At 68.5% G+C, this 25,214-nt stretch carries 22 protein-coding genes (1 of these 22 only partly in view); 6 read left to right on the forward strand and 16 right to left on the reverse strand.

Going from position 1 to position 25,214, the window contains the following annotated elements; all coding sequences use genetic code 11:
• The 3 genes in view from ACGFIR_RS27820 to ACGFIR_RS27830 are tightly spaced (each overlapping or abutting the next) and all read right to left on the reverse strand, a layout consistent with a single transcriptional unit that may run on beyond the window.
• Positions 1-1,275, reverse strand: the beginning of a protein-coding gene (locus ACGFIR_RS27820) for an SDR family NAD(P)-dependent oxidoreductase (protein ID WP_393148112.1). The gene continues 4,002 nt to the left of window position 1, outside the view; the window shows 1,275 of its 5,277 coding nt (coding positions 1-1,275); the start codon lies at positions 1,273-1,275; its stop codon lies beyond the left edge, outside the window.
• Complete coding sequence (locus tag ACGFIR_RS27825; protein ID WP_393148114.1) at positions 1,272-6,221, reverse strand: amino acid adenylation domain-containing protein; 4,950 nt, start codon at positions 6,219-6,221, stop codon at positions 1,272-1,274. Before ACGFIR_RS27825 ends, ACGFIR_RS27820 begins: the two co-directional genes overlap by 4 nt.
• On the reverse strand, positions 6,218-7,147 hold the full coding sequence (locus ACGFIR_RS27830; protein WP_393148116.1) for an ornithine carbamoyltransferase: 930 nt from the start codon (positions 7,145-7,147) through the stop codon (positions 6,218-6,220). Before ACGFIR_RS27830 ends, ACGFIR_RS27825 begins: the two co-directional genes overlap by 4 nt.
• 512 nt (positions 7,148-7,659) lie before the next feature.
• Here ACGFIR_RS27830 and ACGFIR_RS27835 point away from each other — a divergent pair.
• Positions 7,660-8,616, forward strand: a complete 957-nt coding sequence (locus ACGFIR_RS27835) for a hypothetical protein (protein ID WP_393008361.1) — start codon at positions 7,660-7,662, stop codon at positions 8,614-8,616.
• A gap of 284 nt (positions 8,617-8,900) precedes the next feature.
• On the opposite strand, the gene ACGFIR_RS27840 is transcribed toward ACGFIR_RS27835, so the two are convergent.
• The 3 genes from ACGFIR_RS27840 to ACGFIR_RS27850 form a co-directional block, all read right to left on the reverse strand.
• A complete protein-coding gene (locus tag ACGFIR_RS27840) occupies positions 8,901-9,887 on the reverse strand; it encodes a serine hydrolase domain-containing protein (RefSeq protein WP_393008363.1) in 987 nt (328 codons plus the stop codon).
• Complete coding sequence (locus ACGFIR_RS27845) at positions 9,884-10,252, reverse strand: DUF1877 family protein (RefSeq protein ID WP_393008365.1); 369 nt, start codon at positions 10,250-10,252, stop codon at positions 9,884-9,886. The genes ACGFIR_RS27840 and ACGFIR_RS27845 overlap by 4 nt, the downstream gene beginning before the upstream one ends.
• Before the next feature lie 101 nt (positions 10,253-10,353).
• Positions 10,354-11,250 carry a hypothetical protein gene (locus tag ACGFIR_RS27850; RefSeq protein WP_393008367.1) on the reverse strand — a complete coding sequence of 299 codons (897 nt, stop codon included), beginning with the start codon at positions 11,248-11,250 and terminating at the stop codon, positions 10,354-10,356.
• Positions 11,251-11,339: 89 nt separating this feature from the next.
• On the opposite strand from ACGFIR_RS27850, the gene ACGFIR_RS27855 reads away from it, so the two are divergent.
• Positions 11,340-12,221, forward strand: a complete 882-nt coding sequence (locus tag ACGFIR_RS27855) for a DUF1963 domain-containing protein (RefSeq protein WP_393008369.1) — start codon at positions 11,340-11,342, stop codon at positions 12,219-12,221.
• Positions 12,222-12,717: 496 nt separating this feature from the next.
• On the opposite strand, the gene ACGFIR_RS27860 is transcribed toward ACGFIR_RS27855, so the two are convergent.
• The 7 genes from ACGFIR_RS27860 to ACGFIR_RS27890 form a co-directional block, all read right to left on the reverse strand.
• Entirely contained in the window at positions 12,718-13,863 is a 1,146-nt protein-coding gene (locus tag ACGFIR_RS27860; protein ID WP_393008371.1) for a substrate-binding domain-containing protein, read from the reverse strand.
• A gap of 631 nt (positions 13,864-14,494) precedes the next feature.
• On the reverse strand, positions 14,495-14,890 hold the full coding sequence (locus tag ACGFIR_RS27865) for a hypothetical protein (protein WP_393008373.1): 396 nt from the start codon (positions 14,888-14,890) through the stop codon (positions 14,495-14,497).
• A 31-nt stretch (positions 14,891-14,921) separates the two neighbouring features.
• Positions 14,922-16,931 (reverse strand): hypothetical protein, encoded by a 2,010-nt coding sequence (locus tag ACGFIR_RS27870; RefSeq protein ID WP_393008375.1) that lies wholly within the window; start codon positions 16,929-16,931, stop codon positions 14,922-14,924.
• A 373-nt stretch (positions 16,932-17,304) separates the two neighbouring features.
• Entirely contained in the window at positions 17,305-17,715 is a 411-nt protein-coding gene (locus ACGFIR_RS27875; RefSeq protein ID WP_393148176.1) for a cyclic-phosphate processing receiver domain-containing protein, read from the reverse strand.
• Between the two features lie 118 nt (positions 17,716-17,833).
• A complete protein-coding gene (locus tag ACGFIR_RS27880) occupies positions 17,834-18,007 on the reverse strand; it encodes a hypothetical protein (protein ID WP_393148118.1) in 174 nt (57 codons plus the stop codon).
• Positions 17,998-18,432, reverse strand: coding sequence for a hypothetical protein (locus ACGFIR_RS27885; RefSeq protein ID WP_393148120.1), 435 nt, complete (start codon positions 18,430-18,432; stop codon positions 17,998-18,000). The genes ACGFIR_RS27880 and ACGFIR_RS27885 overlap by 10 nt, the downstream gene beginning before the upstream one ends.
• A 43-nt stretch (positions 18,433-18,475) precedes the next feature.
• Positions 18,476-18,874, reverse strand: coding sequence for a hypothetical protein (locus tag ACGFIR_RS27890; protein WP_393148122.1), 399 nt, complete (start codon positions 18,872-18,874; stop codon positions 18,476-18,478).
• A gap of 95 nt (positions 18,875-18,969) precedes the next feature.
• On the opposite strand from ACGFIR_RS27890, the gene ACGFIR_RS27895 reads away from it, so the two are divergent.
• Complete coding sequence (locus ACGFIR_RS27895; protein WP_393148178.1) at positions 18,970-19,806, forward strand: phosphotransferase family protein; 837 nt, start codon at positions 18,970-18,972, stop codon at positions 19,804-19,806.
• A gap of 189 nt (positions 19,807-19,995) precedes the next feature.
• On the opposite strand, the gene ACGFIR_RS27900 is transcribed toward ACGFIR_RS27895, so the two are convergent.
• Positions 19,996-21,258 carry an MFS transporter gene (locus ACGFIR_RS27900; protein ID WP_393148180.1) on the reverse strand — a complete coding sequence of 421 codons (1,263 nt, stop codon included), beginning with the start codon at positions 21,256-21,258 and terminating at the stop codon, positions 19,996-19,998.
• A 328-nt stretch (positions 21,259-21,586) separates the two neighbouring features.
• On the opposite strand from ACGFIR_RS27900, the gene ACGFIR_RS27905 reads away from it, so the two are divergent.
• Complete coding sequence (locus ACGFIR_RS27905) at positions 21,587-21,745, forward strand: helix-turn-helix domain-containing protein (RefSeq protein WP_393148124.1); 159 nt, start codon at positions 21,587-21,589, stop codon at positions 21,743-21,745.
• 449 nt (positions 21,746-22,194) lie between these two features.
• On the opposite strand, the gene ACGFIR_RS27910 is transcribed toward ACGFIR_RS27905, so the two are convergent.
• Both ACGFIR_RS27910 and ACGFIR_RS27915 read right to left on the reverse strand, forming a co-directional pair.
• Positions 22,195-22,803: a DUF6368 family protein gene (locus ACGFIR_RS27910; protein ID WP_393148126.1), complete on the reverse strand. Its 609-nt coding sequence runs from the start codon at positions 22,801-22,803 to the stop codon at positions 22,195-22,197.
• A gap of 156 nt (positions 22,804-22,959) precedes the next feature.
• On the reverse strand, positions 22,960-23,508 hold the full coding sequence (locus ACGFIR_RS27915; protein WP_393148128.1) for an aspartyl/asparaginyl beta-hydroxylase domain-containing protein: 549 nt from the start codon (positions 23,506-23,508) through the stop codon (positions 22,960-22,962).
• A gap of 378 nt (positions 23,509-23,886) precedes the next feature.
• Between ACGFIR_RS27915 and ACGFIR_RS27920 the strand changes: the two genes are divergently transcribed.
• Together ACGFIR_RS27920 and ACGFIR_RS27925 are read left to right on the forward strand one after the other, a co-directional pair.
• Positions 23,887-24,642 (forward strand): sulfotransferase family protein, encoded by a 756-nt coding sequence (locus ACGFIR_RS27920; protein WP_393148130.1) that lies wholly within the window; start codon positions 23,887-23,889, stop codon positions 24,640-24,642.
• A gap of 166 nt (positions 24,643-24,808) precedes the next feature.
• Positions 24,809-25,159, forward strand: a complete 351-nt coding sequence (locus ACGFIR_RS27925; protein WP_393008383.1) for a VOC family protein — start codon at positions 24,809-24,811, stop codon at positions 25,157-25,159.
• Positions 25,160-25,214: the final 55 nt, after the last annotated feature.

The raw sequence follows: 25,214 nt of genomic DNA on the forward strand, positions 1-25,214 counted from the left end.
GGCGTTCGTACCCCCCACGCCGAAGGAGCTGACCCCGCCGACCAGGGGCACTCCGGGGGCGCGGGTCAGCGGCGTGAGCCGGTCGGCGATGACGAACGGCGTCGAGTCCAGGTGCAGCTTGGGGTTCGCCTCCTGGAAGTTCACCGTGCCGGGGAGAGCACCGTGCCGGAGGGCGAGGACGCCCTTGATCAGCGAGGCGATGCCCGCCGCATGGCCAAGGTGTCCGATGCTCGACTTGACCGAGCCGAGCGCCACCGTGGTCCCGGTGTCGTCGCCCACCGCCTGCAGCGCGCGATGCAGCGCCGCCACCTCGATCGGGTCCCCGAGCGGGGTGCCGGTGGCGTGGCACTCGACGAACGCCAGTTCACTCGCGGTCACCTCGGCCATGGCGAACGCCTCGGCCAGCATCGTCGCCTGGCCGATCACGGAGGGGGCGGTGAAACCGGCCTTCGCCGATCCGTCGTTGTTGAGTGCGGTGCCCCGTAGGACGGCGTGCACGGTGTCGCCGTCGGCGAGCGCGTCGCTGAGCCGCTTGAGCACCACGGCGCCGGCGCCGGTGGAGAAGAGCGTGCCGTCGGCCTTGCCGTCGAAGGGCCGCACGTGGCCGTCGCGGGAGAAGGGGCTGCCCTGCGTCCACAGGTAGCCGTGCCCGAACGGCATCTCCACCTCGGCGCCACCGGCGACAGCCAGGTCGCACTCCCCGTTGCGCAGCGCCTGGCTGGCCAGGTGCACGGCGACCAGGGAACTCGAACAGGCCGTGGAGACGGAGATCGCCGCCCCCCGCAGGTTCATCTTGTACGCGGCGGTGATCGCGACGTAGTCGGTGTTGTTCAGGGAGGTCAGCGCGAAGCTCGTGCTCGCCGCGGCGTCGCCGGTCAGGCCCAGGTTGTCGACGTACCGGTTGGTGCCGGCGGAGCCGTAGACCGCGATGGTCGCCTCTTCGCGGTACGGGTCGTAGCCGGAGTGCTCGAGCGCCGCGTGCGCGCTCTCCAGGAACATCCGGATCTGCGGGTCGGTGAAGTCGGCCTCCTTCGGCGTGTAGCCGAAGAGCGCCGAGTCGAAGTCCTGGACCCCCGGGGCCGTGGCCACGGCCTTGACGTAGTCCGGATGCCGCAGCATCTCCTCCGAGACCCCGTACGCGCGCAGTTCGTCGTCCGTGGGGAACTGGACGCTCTCCACCCCGTCCCGCAGGTTGGCCCAGTACTGGTCGAGATCCGCCGCTCCCGGGAATCGGGCAGCCATCCCGACGATCGCGATGTGGTGCCGGTCGCTCATGACATGTCCCTTCGCAATGTCTCGCGTATCCGCAGCCGGCGCGCGGAGTCCAGGGAGACTGGTCGCCTGACGGAGCGGACCTCGACCGCTGCCTCCTGCTCGCCCGCGACATAGGCGGCGAGCGATCGAACCGTCGGAAGTTCGAAGAGTTTGAGCACCGGCACGGGGCGTCCGAGGCGCTCCTCCAGTGCCTGCTGTACGCCGATCGCCAGCAGCGAGGTGCCACCGAGGTCGAAGAAGTTGACCTCGCGGCCGACCTGCGCGACGCCCAGCGCCTCCTGCCAGGTGCGGGCGATCGTCTCCTCGACGGCCGTGGCGTAGACCGGAGCGGGGGTGTCCTCCGAGGCTCCGTCGACGTCGGGCCGCCAGGCCGGCAGGCGGGTCCGGTCCGGCTTGCCGTTGGCGGTCAACGGCAGCTGGTCCAACCGGACCACCCCCGCCGGCAGCATGTGCGCCGGCAGCAGGGTGCGCAGGTCCGCTCGCAGCCGGGCGGTGGACACGGCCTGGCCGTCGACGGAGGTGAGATAGCTGACCAGGCGTGCCTCGTCACCCGAGCCGACCAGCACGGTGACGCAGTCGGTCACGTACGACAGGCTCCGAGCCGCCACGTCCACGTCCTGGAGTTCGACCCGGTATCCGGCGATCTTGACCTGGCCGTCGTCCCGGCCGAGCACCTCGATCATGCCGTCCGGCAGCGCCCGGCCCAGGTCGCCGGTGTGGTATTCCGGACCGCACCCCTCGGCGAGCGACTCGCCGCGTACCACGATGCGACCGCGCTCCCCCACCGCGGCCGGACGGCCGTGCCCGCCCAGCACGACGACGCCGCCGCCGTAGATGCCGGAATCGACCGGGATCCGGCGATCCGGTCGGCCCACCGGCTGCCCCGGCCGGATCACCGACCAGGCCGCGACCTGCGGAGTTTCGGTGGCCCCGTAGGCGTTGACCACCGTCACTCCCGGGGCCGACCGCCGGATTCCGGTGACGTCACCGGCGAAGAGCTGGTCGCCGGCGACGACGGCGAGCCGCAGGTGCGGCAGCGGCAGGTTCGCGACCAGGAGCAGCCGCAACAGCTGTGGCGTCAGGTGGACGACGGTGACGCGCTCCCGGACGAGCCAGGCGTGCAGCTCGTGCGGGGAACGGATCACCTCCTCGGGCGGTACGCAGAGCGTGGCACCGACGGTCAGCGGCGCGAAGACGTCCCGCAGCAACGGGTCGTGGCCGAGACCGGAGAGCAGGGCGAACCGGTCGGCCGGTCCGAGGCCGAACTCCGCGGTGTAGCGGGCCAGGAAGTGGGCCAGCGGTGCGTCGCCGGCCCGCACGACGCGCGGTCTGCCCGTCGTACCCGAGGTGAAGCCCACGTGACCGGCCGGGCCGGCCACCGGGGAGAACCGGTCACCGCCGCGGACCGGGCCGACCTGGATCACGGTCGGGGCGATCGCGGCGAGAGCGGACGGCAGATCACCCTCGACGAGGATGGCTCGGGCCTGCGCGATCTCGCGGAGTTGCGCCACCAGCCGGGCGGACGGATATCCAGGGTCCAGGACGCAGAACCGCGCGCCGACCGACGAGACGGCCAGCAACGCCGCGACCAGTGCGACGCCGCGCGGCGCGAACACCGCTACGAGGTCCCGACGGTGCACCTCGCCGAGCGACAGGTCCTGGGCGATGGCGCCGACCCAGTCGCCGAGCTCGCGATAGGTGAGCGTGCCGCCGGACGCGCTCAGGGCCGTCGCCTCCGGCACGCGCTGCGACTGCTCCGCGAAGCGCGTGCTGACCACGACCTTTCCGGCGTGGTCCGGCCCCGGGGTCAGGAGCGCGGCAGGTGCCGGCGCACCGCGACCGGCGCCCGGGACCTGCCCGTCGAGCGGCAGCTCGGGGTCGATCGACATCGCTGACAGAAGCTCGATGAACTGGTCGAGCAGTTCCGCGCCGAGGCGGGGCTCGATCGTCGCCCGGTCGTGCACGACGGTCACCGCGATCCGGTCACCGAGATCGGTGAGGTAGACGTTCAGGTCGAAGATCGCCCCCGCCGGGTCCTGGTCGATCACGCGGGTGGTGAGGCCGGGCAGCTCCGGGGCGATGTCCGGGCCGCCGAGGAAGTTGAACCAGGAGGTGAAGGACAGGTCCGTCCCGCGCCTGCGCAGATGGTGGTGCAGCACCTCGAAGGGCACGTCCGGGTTGGCGGCCGCGTGCGCCACCGCCGCTCGCGCCGCGCGGATCAGGTCCGCGTACGAGGGCGCCTCGGGCAGGGTCACCCGCAGCGCGGCGGTGCTGACGAAGAACCCCACGAGCGATTCGGTGCCCGGCACGGTACGGGCACCGAACGGCGCCCCGACCAGGATCTCGTCCTGCCCGCTCCACCGGCGCAGCAGGCCGGCGTAGGCGGCCAGCAGCGTCACGAACATGGTGCTCCGGTACTCGGTCGCCAGCTCCCTGAGCTCGGCCGTCCGGTCCACGTCGAGGTCACGGCGGTGGGTGACCGTCCCGGGCAGGTCGTCAGCCGGGGCCGGGAAGCGCTCCGCCGGGGCGCAGCCGTCCAGCCGATCGACGAGTTCGGCGAGCTGCCCGTCGTGGGCCCCGGCCGCGAGCCGGCGAGCCTGCCAGGCGCTGTAGTCGAGATAGGTCAACGAGCCCGGTGGATCGGCCGGCGGAGGGTCCCCGGCGACGGCGGCCCGGTAGTGCCGGCCCAGGTCGTCGAGAATGATCCGGACGCTCTGCCCGTCGGCGACGAGATGATGCAGGGTGAGCACCAGCCGGGATTCCGCGTCGGGCAGCCGGACCAGGGCGGCCCGCAGCATCGGCGGCCGGGCCAGGTCGAACGGACGCCGGATCTCGGCGGTGATCCACTCCTCGGCCTCCTGCGGGCCGGCCACCTCGACCTGACGCAACGGCGGTGCGACCGGGTCCTGCACCCGCTGCCGGGGCCGGCCGTCATGGACCTCGAACGCCGTGCGCAGCGCGCGGTGACGGCGAACCAGACCAGCGACGGCGGCAGTCAACGCGGGCACGTCCACCTGTCCGCGCAGGGCGAGGACGACCGGGATGTTGTACGCCGAGGAGGCCTTGTCCGTCTTGTCCAGCAGCCACAGTCGCTGCTGCTCGGGAGCGAGCGGACCGACCAGGGCGGCCGTGTCGACCGGAACCGGTTCGGCGGCGACGGCCCGGCTGACCAGTCCGGCAAGCTCGCCGAAGGTGGGCTGGGTGAAGAGCACACCGGGCGGCAGGTCCACGCCCAGCTCGGCGCGGACCCGGATCACCAGTTCCGCCGCGCGGAGCGAGTCCCCACCGCAGTCGAAGAAGTCGTCGGTGCCGCGTACCCGGTCGGCGGCGAGCAGTTGCGACCAGATCCGCCGCAGCGCCTCGCGAGGACCGTGCGCGGTCTCCTCGGCCGGCACCGCCTCGAACCCTACGGCGGCCACCTCGGACCGCAACGCGGTCAGGTCGACCTTGCCGCCGGAGGTCGTCGGCAGGACCGGCACGACCGCCATCACGGTCGGCACCATCGCCCGGGGCAGGCGAGCGGCGATCCACCGACGCACCTCGGCGACGTCCAGCTCGGCGGTCGGATCGGCCGCGACCAGGTAGGCCGCGAGCACCGTCCGCGCGTCGTGTTCGAGCAGGTCCACCCGGGCCGCGCCCACACCCGGGCAGTCGGCCAGGGCGGTCTGCACCTCCGCGAGACTGACCCGGACGCCGTTGACCTTGACGACGTCGTCGAGGCGCCCCTGGTGCACCAGAACGTCGTCGGCGTCGTAGCTGACGACGTCTCCGGTGCGGTAGAGGCGGGCTCCCGGCGGCCCGTCCGGAGCGGGCACGAAGCGGGCCGCGGTCGCGGCCGGATCGCCCAGGTACCCGCGCGCGACCTGATCGCCGCCGAGGTACAACTCGCCGTACCGCGCCGGCTGCAGGTCCTCGTCCAGCACCAGCACCTCGGTCGAGGCGAAGGGTGTGCCGATCGGCACGCTGCCCTGGGCGTAGCCGGCGTCGACGTCCGTCTCGTACCAGGTGTTGTCGACCGTGACCTCGGTCAGACCGCAGGTGTTGAAGATCCGGACACCCGGGCCGGTGACCGCACGGGCCGCACGGTACTCGGCCCCGGACCAGAGCTCGCCACCGACGACGAGGTGGGTCAGGCTGTCCAGCCGCTCCCCGGCGGCCGCCAGGTGCGCCACGAGCGGGCGGAGCACCGAGGGAGTGATCTCGACGTACTCGACGTCGGCGGCGCGGATGAGCCGGACCAGGTCCGGCGGGCTGAGCACCGTCTGCTCCGGGCACATCACCAGGCATCCGCCGGTGAGCAGGGTACGCGCGAAGTCGGCGGTGGCGACGTCGAAGCCGAAGCCGGCGAGCTGGAGGACCCTGGTCACCTTCTCCCCCACGCCGTACAGCCGGCGGTAGGAGTCGACCAGGGACAGCAGCGACCGGTGGCTGACGGCGACGGCCTTCGGCTGGCCGGTCGACCCGGAGGTGTGGATGACGTAGGCCAGGTTGTCGGGGTGCACCGGTGCCGCCGGCGACGCCGCCGCACGGTCGCGGACGCCGTCTGCGCCACCGTCGTCGTCCTGCGCGCACAGATCGTCGACGACCAGCGCGGGAGCGCCCAGCGCGTCCGCTCGTCGGCGCAGTCCCGAGTCGGTGAGGACGGCGGCCGGCCGCAGCCTGCCGCCGATCGACCGCAGCCTCCTACGCGGCGTGTGCGGGTCCAGGGCGATGTAGGCGGCACCTGACTGCCAGACACCGAGTACGCACGCCGGCAGCGCGGCCGAACGATCCACCATGATCGCGACGAGCGACTCCGGGCCGACCCCGTGACCGCGCAGCAGTCCCGCCACCGCCTCCGCGCGGCGGTCGAGTTCCGCGTAGGTCAGGATCCGCGGACCGTCGACCACCGCGGGTGCGTCCGGCCGGTCCGCGACGACCGTGCGGAACTGGCTGTGGCAACTCACCGGCTGTCGGTCCCGCCGACGCACCACTCCAGGACCGCCTTCGCGCTGTGGAACTTCTGCTCCGCCTGGCGGAAGGCGATGCTGCCCGGCCCGTCGAGGACCGCGCTGGTCACTTCCTCCCCACGGTGTGCCGGGAGGTCGTGCATGAACACCGCCTCCGGGTACCGGGCCATCAGTGCACCGTCGACCTGGAACGGCGCGAACGTGTCCCGCCAGTTCGGATCCGGCTTGGACGTCCCCGTCGTCTGCCAGCGCGTGGTGTAGACGACGTCGGCCTCGGACGGCCCGGCCGCCAGCTCGTGCGTCTCGGTGATGCTGCTGGCGTTGGCCTGCGCCGCGCGCTGGGCGCGGGCGAGCAGCGCCGGGTCCAGCCCGTATCCCCGGGGGGTGGCCAGGCAGAGACTGACGTCGCGGAACCGGGCCAGCGCCAGCGCGAGCGCGGCAGCGGTGTTGTTGCCCTCGCCCACGTACAGGATGCGGATGCCGTCGACCCGCCCGAACTGCAACTCGATCATGGACAGGTCCGCGATGGCCTGGGTCGGGTGTTCGTCGGCCGTCATCGCGTTCACCACGGCCATGCCGTCCTGCGCGGTGAGGGCGGCCAGTTCCGCCGGGTCTCCGGCGGTACGGACCACCAGCGCGTCCAGCATCGTGCCGAGCACCCGGGCCGTGTCCGCCATGGTCTCGCCGGTGTTGAGCTGGAGATCGTGCGGACCGTAGGCGATGTGGGCCGCACCGAGCCTCAGCGCCGCCGAAGCGAAGGCCGTCCGGGTCCGGGTCGAGGTCGCCCGGAAGTAGCTGCCGACGACCCGGCCGCGCAGCGGCTGCCCGACGGCCTCACCTTGCTCCGCGTACCAGGCGGATCGCCGGACGAGCCGGTACAACTCGTCATCGCTCAGATTGTCAACCGAGGTGAGGTGTCGCACGCCGTACAGCCTGGCCGAGCGATGACCGGGCATCAACGCTGCCGAAGAACGTTGGCGAGAACTCGTCACCACCTTGACCAGCGCAGACGGATCGCATCATCTCGACGCATGCCTGACGTGAAACCCGGTGTCGCTGGCCTGGCGGTCCAGTGGCGAAGGATGTGCCCCGTGCTCATGCCTCCACCGGCAGCGACCTCGGGCGACACCTGGCACACCCGGCAGGCGCCAGCGCTGGTGGCCGCCGGCTACCAGGCCGTCACCGCGAACCTCCGCGGATCACCGGCCGCACCGGTCTTAGGCTGTCGCGGCGCGCAGGCAGGCGGCTCCGCCCGACCACGGGTGCGGCCACACGAATCAAGGGAAGAACCATGGCGTTGAGCCGAGCAACCTACGATCACCGGGATGGCCGTATCGCCATCGCGGTCGACTCTTCACCCGGGTACGGCAGCCGCCCGGACATCTGGCCCTCGGTCGGCGAATATCCCATCTACGATCCGTACCTCTACTATGCGATGAGCAACGACACCGTCCGGAACGACGCCTTCCGGGCGGCCTTGCTGCCGGCCTGCCCGGATCGCCGGGTGCTCGACATCGGCACCGGGGAGAACGTCCACTGGGCGCTGGAGGCCGCCCGTCAGGGGGCCGAAAGTGTCGTCGCCCTGGAAGCCATGCCCCGCAGCCATGCCGTCGCGACGCAGCGGCTGGCCCGGGCACCGGAGCGGGAGAAGATCGAACTTCGCTACGGGGTGTCCTTCGACCACGACCTCGATCCCCGGGCGGACGTCTGCGTCGCCGAGCTCATCGGCTCGTTCGCCAGCTCGGAGGGGATGCTGGCGGCGATGGCGGACGCGCACGCACGGCTGCTGAACCCCGGCGCGGTGGTGGTCCCGGCCGCCTGCACCACGCTCGTCGCCCCGGTCTCCCTGCGCGATCTGTTCCCTGAGGGCCTCGCCTTCTCCAGCGACGCGCTGCCGTACGTCCGTCAGATCTTCGATTTCAACGGCGGCCCCTTCGACCTGCGTCTGACGGTCGTCAACCCTGATCCGAACTGCGTCCTGTCGAGCGGCGGGGTCGTGGAGCAGCTGCGGTTCGACCGTCCGGAACAACTCGACGCCACGATCGAGGTGGAGCTGCGGATCGAGCGGGCCGGAAGGGTCGACGGGCTGCTGTGCTGGATCCGGCTGGACGCCGGTCTCGGGGCCGACACGACGATCGACTCGCTCCTGGGCAAGACCAACTGGACGCCCGCCTATCTTCCGCTGTTCGACGAGAACCTCGACGTACGCGAGGGCGACGTCCTGACGGTGCGCTTCGAACGCCGGACGAGCTCCGACGGCGTCCATCCCGACTACCTGGTGGACGCCACGCTGACCGGATCCCTCGGCGTCGTCACGGGCAGCTTCGTGTCGCACTACCGGGGGCAGTCGTTCGGCACCGCTGCCGTCTACCGGGAGCTCTTCCCGTCCTGACCGCCTACCCGTCGTCAGGGGTGAGCGGGAAAGCCGTCGGCGCACAGGCCGACGGAGCCGGGCTGCTGGGGCGGTTTTCCGGACGGCCTCGCAACACCTGACGGCTCAGTTGGTCGTCGACAGATCACGCAGACGCTCGGCCGGGTTGTCCCCGCCGAGCGTCTGTCGTGGGCGGCCGAGCACCTGTCGCGCCGCCACCAGCCCGGCCCAAGCCCCGCCACCTGGCCTCTCGTCGCTGTCGGCCGCTGCTGCCGGTGACCGGACGTTGGTCGGGCGCGGCGCCGTCACGCCATCGCGGGAAGGATGACCCGTTCCAGCACCGTGAGCGGGGTCCGCCACTGGTCGGGGTCGTCGTAGTTGCCGGCGGTGATGGCCACGGTGAGGTCCAGGTCGGGCATGACGAACAGCCGTTGGCCGCCGTTGCCCATGCCGGCCACCAGCCGATGGCCCTCGATGGATTCGATGTACCACTGGTAGCCGTACCGCGCGCCCCAGCTGGTCTGCAGGCGTGGCTGGAGCATCGTGTGGATCCAGTCGGCGGGGACGATCCGCTGGCCGTCCCAGGTTCCCTCGGCCAGCACCAGCTCGCCGAGGCGGGCCAGGTCGCGGGGCGCGAGTCGCAGCCCTGACGCGGCGGAGGCCACCGCGTCCGCGCCGGTCATCCACTCGAAGCTGCCGATGCCCAGCGGCGCGAACAGCACGGCCTGCGCGTACTGCGGCAGCGACTGCCCGGTGCCGTCGGCGATCAGTCGGCCGAGCAGAGCCGTGGCACCGCCGCAGTAGGTCCATCGGGTGCCGGGCGGTTCGAGGATCGGCCGCTCCAGGATGTACCGGTACCGGTCCGGTGCCAGCTCCATCGCGATCTCGGCGTTGGTCGGGCTGTTGTACGGGAGATCTTCGCACCATTCCACGCCCAGCGACATTGTCAGTGCGTGCTCGACGGTGAGCCGGGCCCGCCAGGGGTCGGCCGCCAGGTCGGGGTACTGCGGGAACCGCTGCAGGAGCGGCTCCGCCGGCGACGGGACCAGCCCTTCGCCGAGCGCTATGCCGTACAACAGGACGGTCACGCTCTTGGTGACGGACCGGATGTCGTGCAGGACCCCGGGCCCGAACTCGACGACGCCCAGCGAGTCGCCCCAGGCGAAGTCCTCACCGGCCCCGTAGTACTCCAGCACGGTGTGACCATCGCGAACCGCCGCGACGGCGTGCAGACCGCCGACCTGGCCAGCCCGCAGTAGTTCGTCGAGACGGTCACGCACCTGCGTTGTCATGGGCACTCCGAGGGGGGCGATGCCGGCCAGCGGAACAACATGCTCGTTATACCGGAGTTTCCGTTTTTGTGGCGACCCGGTTGGGAGGCCCAGGCCCGGCCCGCCGCAGATGTCCGCCGCAGCCATGACGCAGTCTCGCCGCCGAGGATCGCCGCACCGGCCCCGTCACGGATCTGCCACGCGGTACCGGTCAGCAGGTAGTGCAGGCCGTGCCAGGACTTGTTCAGATCCAGCTCGGGATCGGGCATCCCGGCGTCATCGTCGTCGAGGTCGCCGAAGAGCAGCGGGTCAACCATCGTCGGATCGTCCAGCACCGTCCGCAGCTCATCAGCTGACAGACGGCGTCCGATCAACTCCATGCCCATGGGTAGCTCCTCTCGACTCCTACTCCAACGTCACTTGATCTTTCGGCTGGCGTAGTGACGAGCCGGCGCTGGTAGTGGGATGCCACCGCGCCGTTTGTTGGTCACCCAACGGCCGACGGGTCCGCAGGCACATATTGGCGTACGTACTCCCAGACCGGTTCGGAGAGATCCTCATCGGATCGCTTCTGTCCCACCACCTCGTACCAGGCAAGGTTCTCGATCCAGAACCGGGCAATGAACCGGTCGAAGTCGTCGGCCACCCGGACCAGGTCCTCATGCGCTTCCTCCCGGGGAACCACCCGTAGGTCGTACGCCTCACCACCGCACAGCACCTCGTGGCGCCCGTCTGGCAGCAGGTGCAGATACCAGAACAGACAACCCTGCTGGTCGTTGAGGAACCGCACCAGCTGTGCCCCATGGCGGACAGGGCTCGGCGCCCGCGAAAGATCGGAAGCCCAGTAACACGACGTACAGGTCGGTACCGAATCGCGCAGTACCGGATCAGCCATGAACGCGACGAACTGCTCCGGCAGGGCCGCCTGATTCTCGGACACGGGCGCGCCGTGGGTCAGTGTGTCCAGGCCGTACTGACCGGCAGCACGTTCACCGAGTGGCACCAACTCCCGCATCCAGCTGTGCAGACCACCTGGATGCCCGAGGGGAAGCGCCGGCAGCGCCGTGTGGGAGCTGCCGCTGTACGTGGCGAAATCGGCCTCGTGGCTGCGGAATCTCCCGAGATCGAACGAGATCCAACCGTCTCTGATCGTCATGGCCGCACCATAGAGCCGGCCACCGACAGTGCCCGCCGCGTGGGTACTCACGCCCCGCCGGGTCACCGATCCGGAAGCCGGTATGACGAGAAGGGCCAGCCGGCGCACCCGTGCGGGGTTGCGTCCTGCGAAGGGCCGGATCTCCACCCCGAGTGCCGCCTCGGTCAGATGCTCGGCGAGCTCGCGCGCCGCCAGCTGACGTGCACGGATCCGCCGAGATGTGCGCACCCGATCAGGCGGCAGCGCTGCCGACGACAGCGCGTGCGGGCCGTGGGCACCGGGTCGCCGGGCCCGCCCTCGTGGCACCATGTCGCCCTATGGATCATCAGGGGCAGCTTCGTCGTGCAGCGCTCGCCGTGGGCATCCCGGACGACGAGGTCAGCCGGTTCAGCCAGCACCTCCGTTTGTCGATCCGGTTGAGCGGAGGATCCAGCGGTGTTCCGGTCGGGCAGTTCGGTGGGTTGCCCCGGCTGCCGGTGGGCATGGACTGGCCGTCCGACGGGGTCAGTCCGTTGCCGTTCATCTTCTCGGTCGATTGTGCGGCGCTGCCAAGGGTCGACGGCTTCGCCCTGCCGGCAGACGGCTCGCTGCTGTTCTTCCTCGACCACGATCAGGCCGCTGCCAGCGGAGAGCGGAGGTACGGGCGAGTCGTGTATGTGCCGGCCGGCACCGATACCGAGGTGGCGGCAGGATCCACCGACTACGCGTTCGCCGGCGAGCAGTACGACGTCGGCGCCACGCTGCGCGCGGAGTTCCCCGATTGGTTCGGGTCGGACGAGGACGACGAGGACGAGGACGACCTGTCGCCCTTCCAGCAGCAGTTGGCCCGTGACCTCGAGCGTGACCTGCCGCACCTTGACGAACTCTGTGCTCTGGCCAACGATCTCTGGCCGCCTGACAGCGGGTACGCCAGCGCCTACATCGGCGGGTACGCCGACGAGGAGGTGATCAAGAGTATTGCGGAGCAGACCCTCGCGTGGCGCGAGAAGACCGGCGAGATCGTCATCCCGGCCGCGAAATGGTATTCCCATGTGGAGAAGGAGACGCACCGGCTGACGATCGAGTGGGTGTCGCTCGCCCGCTTTCCGGTCGATAACGAGTTCTATTACCGGAGCGACGGGAGTTTCGTGATCCGTCACGACGATCTGGCCGCTGGTCGGCTGGACGAGGCGCTTTCCGTGGCTGAGTTGATCCCGTAGAGCACCGGCGGTGCCGGATACGACCACGATCTACGTCGCCGGCAATGCCCACGCCAGGTGCTGGGCATCCGCTATTGTCGATGATCGTATGTCGTGCAGTCGGTGGCGGTGTTCGGACTGTGGGGCCACGACTGCCGTAGCGTTAGCGGTGTTATGGCTGTAGGGGCTCTCCTCGACCGGGTACGACAAGGTAACGAGTCCTGCCGAGGAGGTTAGCGCGACGATCCTCGGACTCTTGGGTGCGAAGGTCGTGGTTAGGTCGACGGCGGGCGCGTCCTGACGAATGCAGGGATGCTGAGCACCAGGACGACGATCCTGCAGCCGATGTGGGAGTCAGGCGCACGCTCATGCCGCAGACGGCGTCGTGAAGCGCAGCCGGCTGACGGGCGGCGACGCGCGAACGTGCCGAGAGAAGCAGGCCGTGCGGGATCAGACAATAGAGTGGGCCGCTGGCTACTCAGACTCACCGGACTTTTCCCACTTCCGGTTCACGGGATCAGGGGTGCGGTGCTCTACCTGCGGCCCTCGGGCCGCACAGCTCCGAGGAAGCGTTGCCGAGCGGATATGTCGTCGTCGGTATCAACGTCTTGATGTCAGCAGGCTCATGCGCCCAGAGCTTGAGCAGGGTGCTGACCGCCGCCTCGGCCACCCGGCCAGAGTCTTGGAGGACGGTCGACCGAAACCAGGTGCCGCCTGCGTCGATCGTCGCGATCGCCTCACGAGTGCCATCCACCCCGACGATCACCAGGTCCCCGACGTCTTCGCCGGCAGCCGCCCGTTTCTGGACCGCGTCCACAGCGCCCAGCGCCATCTCGTCGTTAGTGCAGAACACGACGTGGACGGTGCCACCCTTTCGGTGAGTCTCCTGCAGCGTCTGGCCGACTATCCCAGCGGCCCGGCCCCGATCGAACCGGCCCTGGTCGTTGATGGTTATTTCGACGGATGCGACCTCCGCTCGGAGCCGGGCTGCGAAGGAGTTCTGCCGGTCGGAATGCTCACTGCTGGCGACCACGAGAACGTTCGGGCAAAGGAATTCTCGATCCTTCAGGATCTTGGCCACGCATTCGGCTGACCGGGTGCCGATCTCGGCGTCGTCGCACCCCACGAATGCAACGTTCGCCGGGTATTCGCGCACGTGCTCGAAAGGTGACGAGTCGACGAACACGATCGGGATGCGTAAGCTACGGCAGAATCGTTCGAACTCGACATGGTTGACCGCGCAGTCGGCCGCCATGACGAAGCCACCGAGGAAGGACCGGGAGTTCTTCCTGAGCTCAGCGAGCTGTTGAAGCTGACCGTGCCCACCGTATTCGTGCGGCGGGATCTTGAGGACAAGGTCGACACCGTGCCGATCCAGTGCCCGGATCAGGTTCTCCAGCAGTTCGGCGACCCAGTGTTTCTGCACAAACGCCGAGACAAGGAGGAAGACCTGACGCCGGCCGGAATGCTGGCGGTACCGGGTGACGGCGAACGCCGTCCCGCCGGCCGCGACAATCGCCGAGAACACGAGCCAGACCGACGTAGCCCATGTGGTCGCCGCCCACGAGGCGTAGACCTTGCCGCCGATGGCGAGGATCAGTCCGCTGACCAGCGAAATCGACAACTCCCGGAGGAGCCTTTCCTGCCGCCCACCATCAACCACGCTGCCACCTCATCGAGACACCACCCAGGTCGGACGATCAGTTGCAACGCAACGCGCTGTCCACGATAGGCGGTCGGGCAAGTAGGTCGATACGATCACAGCCGTGGGGTCCGGGCGCAGGCGCCTCTGCCGCTACCAGGTCGAAGTACCGCCCCGGCCCGACGGATGCCGCACCCAGCCTCGCGACGGCGGGCCGCCTCTCGCGGCGGACCAACTCTGCACCGCTGACCAACCGGCCAACCTCGCCTGCTGGGCCATCTCCTACGCCGAAGCGTTGCTGCAGGGTACGCACGTGCAGCGTTCCGCAGTTCGAGTCGGTCACGGGCGACCGCTGCACTGGTTCAGGCTGCCAACGAGATGTCAGCCCTGGCGGACCAGCCGCCGTTGTCGATAGCTGTCGGCCAAGCCATGTGCATGCTTCTGCCGCCGACCGGGCGTTACGGTACGTGTGACATGTGGGCGGCTGCTTCCGGTGCGCGGTCGTGCCGATGAGAGGGCGTCGCGGTTGCCGTTGTACCGATGCGGATCGCCGAGAAGTGGCCGTGAGCCGGCCTGGCCGCACAGGTCTTGCATGGCGACCGTACTTCTCGGCGATGTGCGGGTCCGCTGGCAGACGCTGATTGTCGGCGGGCTACAGGTTGTTGATTCGGGCCAGTAGCTCTGCCTCGGTCAGGTTTTCCAGGACCGCGTCCTGCTTGCGGGCCAGGACCTCCAGCAGCTTCTCCTTCTCCAACTTCCTGGCCGCCGCCGCCTTCGCCGCCTGGTCCTCCGCGAGGCGGACGGCGATGACGTGCTTGACGACCTCCAGCTTGGTCTCCAAGGTTGCCTTGGCTGGATTGGCCTCGGTGGCCACGAACGACTCAGTGTCGACGGCCTTGAGCTCGGCGTTGACCGCCTTGGCCACATCGTCGAGGCTGAAGCCGGACTTGGCGGTCAGCGGAAGCTCCCACAGCTGTTCAGTGGTCAGCAGTCCCTTGACCGACGGATAGCGGAACTTCTCCCGCGTGGCCTTCTCGAAAATGGTCACGGCAGCCTCTCTGGAATATCTGGCTAGGGAATCAGAACTGGATGCTGATGAGGCGGCGCCGGCCGCCGGTCATGGTCACCTTGGCGACCACAGAGCTGCGGACCGTGGAGCTGAAGCCGAGGCCGGACAGCTGATCCGGAGACGGCTCGCACTTGGTGCGGTCGCCGAGAACCTCGAACACCTTGCGGTGCGGTTGCAGGTCGCCGCGGAGGAACTCGTTGTAGATCCCCCGCGTCGGCTGGTCGTTCACGCACCCCTTCAGGATGAAGAAGTAGTGCCGGTTGCCGACCTCGTTGTCGTCGAAGTAGTTCGGCGAGTACATGATGGTGGACACCGGTACGAACTGTTCGGTGGTGATGCCCCACAACTCCCTGCCCGCACTGCCCGGCTGCACGTCCTTACCCGGCCGGAAAGCGGTGATCACCCCGCCGGCAACCGTCATCCGGCCCACCTCGACGGTCTCCTTGTGGCCGACCGCGCGCTCGTGGCTGTAATGCTCGATCTTCCCGTTGCTCTCGGTCTCGATCACGAAGCCGACCTGGGTGCTGTCCCGCTTGCGGTACTGGTTTACCTCGATCCGGTACTCACCGTCGGGGACACGGTCGGTCCAGGTGACGTTCTCCACCGGCTCGCGGGAGAGCGGCCCGCTGGCGTTCATGTCGACGTCCAGCTTGTTGCGCTTCTCCTGGTACCAGATGTGATCGCCGTTGGGTTCGTACACGTGCAGGTCCAGGTCGTCGTGGTTGAACCAGGACAGGCTCACCCGCAGCTTGCCGGTGACGTTGCCGCCGGCCCGCTTGACCTTCTCCCTGATCGAGTCGGTGACGTTGCCGCCGTACGACCAGCCGAAATCGTTGTCCCACTTGAACAACCGCGGTGCGGCCGGGTGCCGGCCGGTCGTGAGACTGACGAGGTGCGGCTCGTAGGTGTTGGCGACCCACAGGTCGATGGTGGTGGCGCCGGGCAGGATGTCCTTGATGAAGGAGACCACGGGAATCTCCTCCGGCTTCGCGTCGCGAAGGCGCGCACCTGCCGACTTCATGGTGGCCGCCTGCATGAGCAGCCCTTCGATGCCGTCCTTCATCCGTGCCTGTGTGTCGTTGTCGACCCACAGCACGTTGGTGACCGACACGTCGGACAGTCGGGCGAACCGTCGCTGCAACGACTCCTCGATGCCCAGCTCGTCAATGGTCTTCATGGCGGCCTTGACCATGGCCGGGGTGATCAACGCCGTGGGGCGCTGGTAATTCTGCGGCGCCACCTTCGCCTCGAACGACCGGACCGCCTGCTCCAGGTCGACGCCCGCGGAGAGATCCTGGACGAGGGTGCCGATCACCGTGTTGCGGAACCGGGCCGCCGGGTTCATGGCGTTGGCGAAGACGAAGGCACGTCGGTCGGTCGCCTGGGTCCACCGGTTCTGCAGCGAGCGGAACTCGGTCACCGCCCGGCGATGCTCCGCACCGCGGTAGAGGCCGTTGTCGTCGACGAGGTCGACGACGGTGTCCAGAGCGTGCCGGGTCAGCTCGGCCAGGCCACGCTGGAAGACCTGCACCGCGGCGTCAAAGCTGCTCTGTGCCGCGCCGACGTCCTCGGTGCGATGCCGCTTCTCCACTCGGCCGTGCAGGTGGTGCCACACCTCGACCTGGCCGTCGCGCAGCGTTCGGGTGGTCTTCGTCCCGTACTGCGCCTGAGTGGACCGGAAGATGGTGGACAACGGCAGCGAAAGAACGAACTCGTCCAGAGCGGCCGCGACGACGGAGAAGACCGGGTCGGATGCCGACACCCCGGACCAGACGGTACGGACCCGCCCGTCATGGATCTCGACGACGTTGCCGAAGTGCTTGATGAAACCGCGGCAGGTCGAGCAGTCGTACTCGGATCGCTCACGAAACCGCAGATTGGTGCCGGCGGGGAAGGAATCGAGAAAGGTGAGCCACAGTGAGTCCCGGTCGAGACCGTCGCCGACGGCGTACAACTCACCCCTGGACATCGTGGACAGACGCGAAGTCACATCCGTCACGAACTGCTGGAAATCGCCCACCGTTCCACCCCCCTTGATCGCCGGAGATCCTACGCAGCGAACGCCAATCGGAGGAGCGCGTTTCCGGCTGTCCGCACGGTCACAGACGGGCGCCGGCGGCCGGCGGTCAGCCGACCGGAGCCCGTACGGCGGTGGGGTGCCGGGCCGGCGGTCAGCAGTTTCCGCAAGTTGGCCGGTGGCGCCGTTGAGTACATCCCGGCTCACGCTGTAGTTGCCTTCCCGGGCATCGACAGGCCCGGGTGGTCGAACAACTTCTCAGGCACGCCAGGCTCGCGCCGAGGGACCGTGCGGGCGCGCGCTCGATCAGGTATTCGCTCGAGCCGCGATACGCACGGTCGGCTGGCCTGTGTCGCTCTGGCGCTGGACCAACCGGTCAGCTCGCGATGGCGGTCCCGTCGAGATAGCCGACCTCCGTCGAGCCCGACGCGACGTGGACCTGGTAACCCCAATGTCGCAAAACCTGGACGATCTTCATGGCACCGGCTGGATTGGCGGAGTGGACGTAGACGATACCGATATCGAACCGGTGCTCCTCGAAGGCGGCCCGTTCCAGCACCTCCACGACCGGCCAGACCGTGTCGTCTCCGCCCAGGTCATGGTCCAGCCACAACTCGTCCAACCGTTGACCCCGATACCGGTCGAGGAGCTGAACCCCGGCCGCACTGCTACGGGCTACTTCCGCACTGCGGCCGTTCACGAAGGAACGCAGATCATCAACCAGGACGACCCTGGCCTCGCTTGCATCCACCTCGAGATGATGCCTGAATTCGCCGAGATCCGGCATCCGGATCTGCCGCGCACTGCGCGTCATGGAGCGCAGCCGGATGACGGGTGGCGCCGCGCGGACGTGCCGGTGACAGTGAACCCACCGGAGGAGGGGCTCTATCGCGACGACCAGTCGGTCAGAAGCTGTAGGAGGTGTAGCTAATGGGACGGCCTCGGTCGTAGACGGCACGCGACCGTGGTTGCCTGACCTCGGGCAGTCGGGGCAGCGCCTTGAGGAAGATCTGGCCGTCCGGCTCGAACCGGTGACCCGGGAGCAGCCAGCAGGCAGGCACCGAAGGCGCTACGCCCATGGTGGAATGTACCGACTCACGTACTTGCGAGCACGAGGAAGCGGGTCGAGCCAATACTGGTTCGGCATACGGGAGAGGTGCTCCTCGCAGAACTCAGCGAGACTATCCGTGATCTTGACCTGCTCCAGCGGGCGACCTTCGAACTCTGTGTTGACTGCCAGCAACTGCGACTCGGGATGCCAGCCGGAGTGGTCGAACGCCCAGCCATCCCAGAGCGCGTAGACGTGGAAGACCTGCCGCTCGCCAGCGAAGCGCACCGCCGCTATCTCGATCGGCCGGTCCGCGTACGACTCTCGGCAGACCCAGGCGAGGATATGACACGCCCCCGCAGCGAAGAAGGCCTGGTCCGTCCGCTCCCAGGCGATGCGCTGGTCCGATCGCTCGATCTGCGTCCGACGGAACGTTCCCGCTGCTTCTGCCGCCATGACACGGACGTTAGTCGCTGGCCCGACGCAGTCGCTCATGCTCCTACGCGTGCACGGCAAGGTTGGCAAGCTCGTTCTTGTTCAGCTGCCACCCGCAGTCGCCCGAGCCATTGACCGGGCTCTCGATGAGTGCCCCAGCGGGCCGCCCCTGCGCAACACCCACGGTCGGCGGACGGACCGGCACGCCGTCACTCACCGGCTCAAGCATCTCGCCCTCTCGGCGTGAATCCGGATGCCGAGGATGCTCCCCACACATGCTGCGGCACACGTTCGCGACGAGATGCTCGACGCCGGTGTCAGCCTCCGCGACGTACAGATCGCCGCCCGCCACGCCGACCCGAGAACCACCATGCGCTACGACCGAGTCCGCAAGAACCTCGACCGCCACCCCAACTACATCCTCGCCGTGTATATGGCCTCCGGGATACAGCCAGATGCTCACGGCTTTACCGATGGCAGAGTGGTGCTTGTGGGCAGTGCGACAGCGGTTGAGATTCGCTGGGTTGAGTCGGTTTGGCAGCGTCGGATCACCAGGGTGTGGCGCCTCACGGGTGGTTGGACGTCCACCATGCTGGGCCTGACACACACGGGCACGACGGTGAACAGGCTGTACTCCGGCTGATGACGAAGGAGCCATGGCGCCGACACGCTGCCGGACTGCTTTCCAGAGAGGCGGCTGTCCAGCAGCAACTGCAACGGTCATCGATCCCAGTGCCCAGAAGTATCGCCCTCGATCTGTCCGGGGAGGCCGTCGGGGCACCGGCACACCTCATGTCCTGGCTGCCCGGGCGCCTGTGCTTGACTTCTGCCACGGACAGCATCCTGGAGGCGATGGCGCAGGTTCTCGTAGACATTCATCAGTTCACACCAGGACTGGACAGGCCACGGCAGTATCAGTCCTGGGCGACGCCGGGCAAACGAGTCATGCCGCCGTGGGCGCAGCGACGACAGCTGTGGCATCGAGCGTTCGAGCTGCTGGAACAACCCGTGCCGGCCTATGCCGGTACGTTCCTGCACCGAGACTTCCATCTAGGTAATCTATTGTGGTCGCAAGGCCGTGTCAGCGGCGTAGTGGACTGGGTCGAGACATCGTGGGGACCGGCGGCCTTGGACGTCGCACACGCCGCGACCTATTTGGCCATGTTGCATGGCGTTGAGGCTGGGGCCAGATTCACGATCGCCTACCGTCGCCGGGCCGGTGCCCGCCACGACGAAGACGAGTTCCGGTACTGGAACGTCATGGACATCGTTGGCTACCTGCCGGACCCAGCGAAAGTCGCCCAGCCATGGCGCGACTCCGGGCTGGACATCAATGACGACCTCGCTCGTAGCCGACTCGAACAGCGGCTTGAGCACGTTCTACGAACTCACTGACGACCCGACCGAATCCTGCTCGGTGTTGAACTCGCCCGCCCCAGCAAGGCTGCCACGCTGACGCGACACCGACCGTACGGGTCCGAGGTGAGAGCGCGAGGGCTCCAGCGCCAGCCGGGACCACCAGTAGGTCAGTCTGGGCTCCATCGGCTCGCGGTGATCGACGTGAGAACCCGCGATGAATGCCGCTCAGGCATCGTCACCGGTTTTCGCCATCGCCGGTTCCGCTGTAGCCTCCGGTTCCGCTGCCGCCGGTCCGGGTCGGGTGGGTAGCAGCGCGGCGGCGAGCACCGCGCTGCCCGCCAACACGCCGATCACGAGCCAGACCGTGGTGGTGAGGGGCAGGTGTTGTCCGGCGACGCTGCCCGCCGACGCGCCGACGACGGTCGCGGCCATCTCGGCGGCCGAGAAGGCGGATCCGACCCGGCCGAGTTGGCGGTCCGGGGTCTGGCGTTGGACTTGGACTTGGACCAGCATCAGCAGCGCGCCACCGGGCAGACCGGCCAGGGCGATGAAGACCAGCGCGGCGACGAAGTGGTGGATGAGGAAGAGCCCGGCGAAGCAGAGGGTGATCGCTGCCAAACAACCGGTGAACGACAGTCGGAGAAGCCCGCTGCGGGACAGTATGTTGCCGACGTATGCGCTGGCCAGGAAGCCGCCGCCGAGTGCCGCCATCAGAACGCCTACGTCGCTGGCGTCGCCGCCGAGGACGTCGAGGACGTACGGCACCAGAAGCACGTTCAAAGCGGCGTTGGCCAACAGGAAGAGGCTGGAGACGAGGAGCGTCGCGCGGAGTACGGAGTGCCTGAAGAGGAAGGCCAGGCCCTCCCGGGCCTGCTCCCAGAAGGCGGCCAGCCAGGAGGACGTGTCCGGCTGGCGCCCATTGTCGGCCACCCGCAGCGGGCCCATTCCGAAGATCAGCGCGGCTGAGAGCAGGTACGTCGCGGAGTCGATCAGCACCAGGCCGTCGAAACCCACGAGAGCGTAGAGCGCGCCGCCCAGGGGCGCGCCAGCGAGGCGGACGATGCCGCTCGCAACCGTGTTCCAGGCGTTCGCCGCTTCCAGGTCACCGCCCCGACCGACGATGGCGGGCACCGCCGCTCGGGCCGCGGGCTGAAAGAAGTGCCCGATCGCGCTCTCGAAGAACATCGCCGTGTAGAGCAGCCACAGCATGCCCGGATCGTCGACCACGAGCAGCGCCAGCACGATGACCATGCGCAGCAGGTCCGCCCCGACCATGACCGCGCGCCGGTCCCAACGGTCGGCCACCACCCCGGCCAGGGGCGCAAAGACGATCGCGGGCAGGGTCTGCGCGACGAAGGCGAAACCACTGCTGAGCGTCGACCCGGTCATCGTGTAGACGTAGACCGGCACCGCGACGATCATCAGCCAGTTGCCCAGGTTGGACAGTAACGTGCTGGTCCAGAGCAGGCCGAAACGCCGGTTCCCCATGAAGATCACCGCCCACCTTACGTCTCCGTGACCCGCCGCTGCTGCCCCACGTCGTTCGCGACGTCGGATGACACGCCGTCTGGCATGCCAGGACGGTAGTGGGGTGGCGGTCAGGCTGTGGCGGTGGCGGAACTCGTTCGCGTTCGGCGGCTCCGTGACCAGGAGGGGCTGCTGCTGAGGATCACTCGTAGAGGTACCGGCTCTCCGATCCGACCGGCGGGCGATGGTCGCGCTCGCCTCGGCCGGCGGGAATACGGTGCCGGCAATCGCTCGTCTCGTTCAGGCCGACTAGGACACGATCGGGCAGGTCACCCACCGGTTCAACGAGATGGGGTTGGCCAGCCTGGACCCTCAGTGGGCGGGTGGCCGTCCCCGCCAGATCAATCCTGATGAGGAACAATTCATCGTCGAGACGGCCAACGCCCGCCCCGAAGCGCTGGGCAGCCGTTCACCCGGTGGAGCGTCCGCAAGCTCGCCGACCGCCTGAGCTCGCATGTCACCCGCAGGCTCGGGATCGGGCGGGAACGGCTGCGGCAGATCCTGCACCGACACCGGATCACCTTGCAGAGAACCAAGACGTGGAAAGGGTCCACCGACCCGCACCGGGACGCCAAACTCGCCCGGATCCAGGACGTCAGCAGCACTTTGCGCAGCGGGTTTCGCCTCCGACGAGTTCGGGCTCCTGGTGATCCGCCCCCAGGCCGGCACCGGCTGGGCGCCGGCTGGGCACCCACACCGGCGACCTGCGAACTACCACAAGCTGCACGGCGTCCGGCAGTTCCACGGCTGCTACTCCGGCGGCGACGACCGGCTCTGGGGCGTCATCAGGCGCCGTAAGAGCGCGGCGAACGTCCTCGCCGCGCTCAAGTCGATCCGCGCCGCGGTCCAGCGTCGGCATCCCGATCTGCTGAGAGCGGACGTCCGGCAGGATCTCGGTCACTTGACCATCTGGAAGAGCGGGTGCTGCAGCCAGGAGGCGAGGAGATCCGCATCGACGACATGGCGGACAGCGACCTCGTCCCACGCCGTCCGGTAGGGAATCTCGTGCCACCTTCCGGAAAGCGTGCCGATAGTTGCCCGGGAATGGTCCTTCCATCGTCGGCGACCAGGGCCGGACTGCGGAGTCGACAGAGCGGAGACCTCCGGCGGTGGAGGCACCGGAAGCAGGCCATCGAGATCGATGAGGCCGCCGTATCGGCGGGCTATCGCCACAGCGAGCTGGGCGAGAAACCGGTGGTCATTCTTGCTGTTGACTGCTGCGGCCAGGACGATCTCGGTGATCGGGAGGAAGCCGGCCGCGCGCGTCAAGCAGACCGCCTCATCAGCGTCGTCGCATCCGTAGGCATCAGGCTGGATGAGCATCGGCCCGGTCTTCGGCAACGGCTTCGCCATGTCGGGGTTCCGCGGTTCCCGAAGTGCCCACCAGTTGTCTCCGTCCGGGCTGAGCGACTCCGACAGCCACACGCGGAATGCCCTGACGTCGTCAGCGGTCCACTCAACGGGCAGCAGAACTGCGGCGGAGGGCCCCGACACGATGACAATCATGCACCACGGCCGAGGGCACCTGTTGTCCGCTCATGCCGCGTACGGCGCTGCGCGGAGCATGATGACCTGGGTGCCGCAGGGCAGCATCCGACGATCGGCAGGGTTCTCGGGAGGCGGGATGAAGCAGGGCCGTGGAGATGCACGGGGATGTCTCGCTCATCCACCGCGTCGTACGAAGCCTGCCACCGAGGCCGGCAGTTCGTCCTGCGGCACGTCCTCATAGCCAGGACGGGCGAAGTCAAACAACAGCACCACGCGGTCGCTGGAACCGTAGTTCCACGCCTCATGCGTGACGGTGTCGTCGAAGACGAAGGTCTCACCTTCGCGCCACTGGCGGGTCTCGTCGCCCACTCGCAGTGCGCAGTCCTCCGGCACGACCAGCGCGAGATGCGCGCGGTAAACGGTCGTGACCCACCCCTGATGTGGCTTGATGTGGGTGCCGGGCGCCATCCGGGAAAATCCAGCGGTCGTCAGGTGAGGAACCCTCGTCAACGCGGAGGCCGTGTTCGGGCATGCTTCGAGCGCCTCATCGATCCGTTCCCCGAAGGCGACAAGCCCGTACACGCTCCAGCCCTGGCCGTACATCTCGCGTTGCACCCACGGCTGATATGTCTCCCGCGACAGGGCGAGGCACTCATCCCGGATGGCCTCCCACCGTGCCCGCAGATCGGCCAGGAAGGGGAACTTTCGCTGATCCACGAACATGAGAAGCCATGATGCACCAACGACCGGTGACGCGGACCACGGCGCGGCCCCGTGACGGTTGAGGGTGCCGTCCGACGCGCACGCGGCGCAGCGCGGCGGGCGCCGGTCCAGAGCAGCGGCTGAAGAGGGTAAATGGCTTGCGCGGGCGACGCGGTGGGACTTTGACTGTTCGACATGCCCTCCCCCTCACCGATCTTCGTCGCGGGTACGGGTCGTTCGGGGACGTCACGGATCGCCGACATCATCGGCGAGCATCCGCTGATCCACCGGATTCCCATGGAGACCAGGTTTCTCGTCGACCCGGGCGGCCTGCGGGACCTGGCCGACGCACTCACCCATCGGTACGACCCCACCGTCGGTGAGGACGCCCTGCACCGGATGAGCGACTTCCTCACCGTACGAGTGCCCGGCCGGCGCGACGATCGCGGCAAGACCGTTCCCGAGCTGGTCGGCGAGCAGCGCTACCGGGACGCGGTGCAACAACTCTGGCCGCAGTTGATCGCGGACACGTATGACGAACCCGCACCCCCGGAAGGCTTCGGAAACGCCGACCGGCCCGCCGGACCGTTCGCGCCCATCAGCCGCCGGCGCATACTACCCAGGTACTTCAGCGACCGGGGCGAACTGCTCGGAATCCTGCGAGGCCTGATCGACACCATGTTCGGCGGAGCAGCCGCCGACGCGGGCAAGCCGACCTGGTGCGAGAAGACGCCGTTCAACCTGCTGTGCATGGACTTCCTCTGGGAACTGGTCCCCGAAGCGACCATCGTGCACATCAAGCGTCACCCGGTCTCAGTGCTCGCATCCCACCTGGCCCAGCCATGGGCACCGCCCACCGTCGAGGGCGCGCTCGCCTACCTCAAGCCGATCTACCACCGATGGCTGACCTGGAAGAACACGGCCGACCTGACCGGCAGACGATACATCGAGGTGAGAGCCGAAGATCTCGCGGCCGACTGGCCCGGGCAGCGCCGCGCCCTGTTCGCACGGCTCGACGTCGATGACTTCGCCACCTCTTCAACGTTTCAGTCACACAAGCTGACGAACCGCAACGGCCAGTTCGACGAGGAAACGCGCGCGTTCATCGAAGAAGCGCTCGGCGAGGTCATCCCGGCCATGGGATACGAGTGGTGACTGCGCCGGCCAGCACCGCGTGCACCGCCCCGGCAAGGGGTAACCTGGGCGCGGGACCCGTCCGAAGGCGATCAGGTCGACCCCCGTCAGGTTTCGCTGCCAGGTCCGGTCTGTCTTCCAGTGCCCGGCACCGGTCGGGCTCGACACCGCGGCTGAGGAGACCGGCATGGCGGTAGGAGTGTTTGCGGGCATCCCGGTGCGCGACTACGACAGCGCCCTGGAGTGGTACAAGCGGCTGCTCGGTGCCGAACCGGCCTTCTATCCGAACGAGATCGAGGCGGTCTGGCAGTTGGCCGAGGATCGGTACGTGTACATCGTCCAGGATCCCGATCGGGCCGGCGGAGCTGTCAGCATGATCTGGGTCGACGACCCAGCTGCCGAGGTCGCGAGGATCTCCGAACGGGGCCTGGAGCCGGTCGACGTCGAGAAGCACGACTCGGTCTGGAAGTACGTCTTCCACGACAGCGACGGCAACGAAACCGGCATCGGCGGAGAGGTCTCGCCGACGACCGGATGACCAGAGGCCCCACCCCCGGCACGCCCGACCGCCCGCGCCCGCGACGTCGCCGCCC

Origin of the sequence: Micromonospora sp. NPDC049051 (assembly GCF_043197575.1) — a bacterium.
Lineage (GTDB): Bacteria > Actinomycetota > Actinomycetes > Mycobacteriales > Micromonosporaceae > Micromonospora.

Coding starts and splice junctions, on each gene's coding strand:
- ACGFIR_RS27835 (WP_393008361.1), top strand. CDS start 7,660: ATGAGCAACGACACCGTCCGGAACGACGCCTTCCGGGCGGCCTTGCTG.
- ACGFIR_RS27840 (WP_393008363.1), bottom strand. CDS start 9,887: ATGACAACGCAGGTGCGTGACCGTCTCGACGAACTACTGCGGGCTGGC.
- ACGFIR_RS27845 (WP_393008365.1), bottom strand. CDS start 10,252: ATGGGCATGGAGTTGATCGGACGCCGTCTGTCAGCTGATGAGCTGCGG.
- ACGFIR_RS27855 (WP_393008369.1), top strand. CDS start 11,340: ATGGATCATCAGGGGCAGCTTCGTCGTGCAGCGCTCGCCGTGGGCATC.
- ACGFIR_RS27875 (WP_393148176.1), bottom strand. CDS start 17,715: ATGCCGGATCTCGGCGAATTCAGGCATCATCTCGAGGTGGATGCAAGC.
- ACGFIR_RS27880 (WP_393148118.1), bottom strand. CDS start 18,007: ATGGGCGTAGCGCCTTCGGTGCCTGCCTGCTGGCTGCTCCCGGGTCAC.
- ACGFIR_RS27885 (WP_393148120.1), bottom strand. CDS start 18,432: ATGGCGGCAGAAGCAGCGGGAACGTTCCGTCGGACGCAGATCGAGCGA.
- ACGFIR_RS27900 (WP_393148180.1), bottom strand. CDS start 21,258: ATGGGGAACCGGCGTTTCGGCCTGCTCTGGACCAGCACGTTACTGTCC.
- ACGFIR_RS27905 (WP_393148124.1), top strand. CDS start 21,587: ATGGGGTTGGCCAGCCTGGACCCTCAGTGGGCGGGTGGCCGTCCCCGC.
- ACGFIR_RS27910 (WP_393148126.1), bottom strand. CDS start 22,803: ATGATTGTCATCGTGTCGGGGCCCTCCGCCGCAGTTCTGCTGCCCGTT.
- ACGFIR_RS27915 (WP_393148128.1), bottom strand. CDS start 23,508: ATGTTCGTGGATCAGCGAAAGTTCCCCTTCCTGGCCGATCTGCGGGCA.
- ACGFIR_RS27920 (WP_393148130.1), top strand. CDS start 23,887: ATGAGCGACTTCCTCACCGTACGAGTGCCCGGCCGGCGCGACGATCGC.
- ACGFIR_RS27925 (WP_393008383.1), top strand. CDS start 24,809: ATGGCGGTAGGAGTGTTTGCGGGCATCCCGGTGCGCGACTACGACAGC.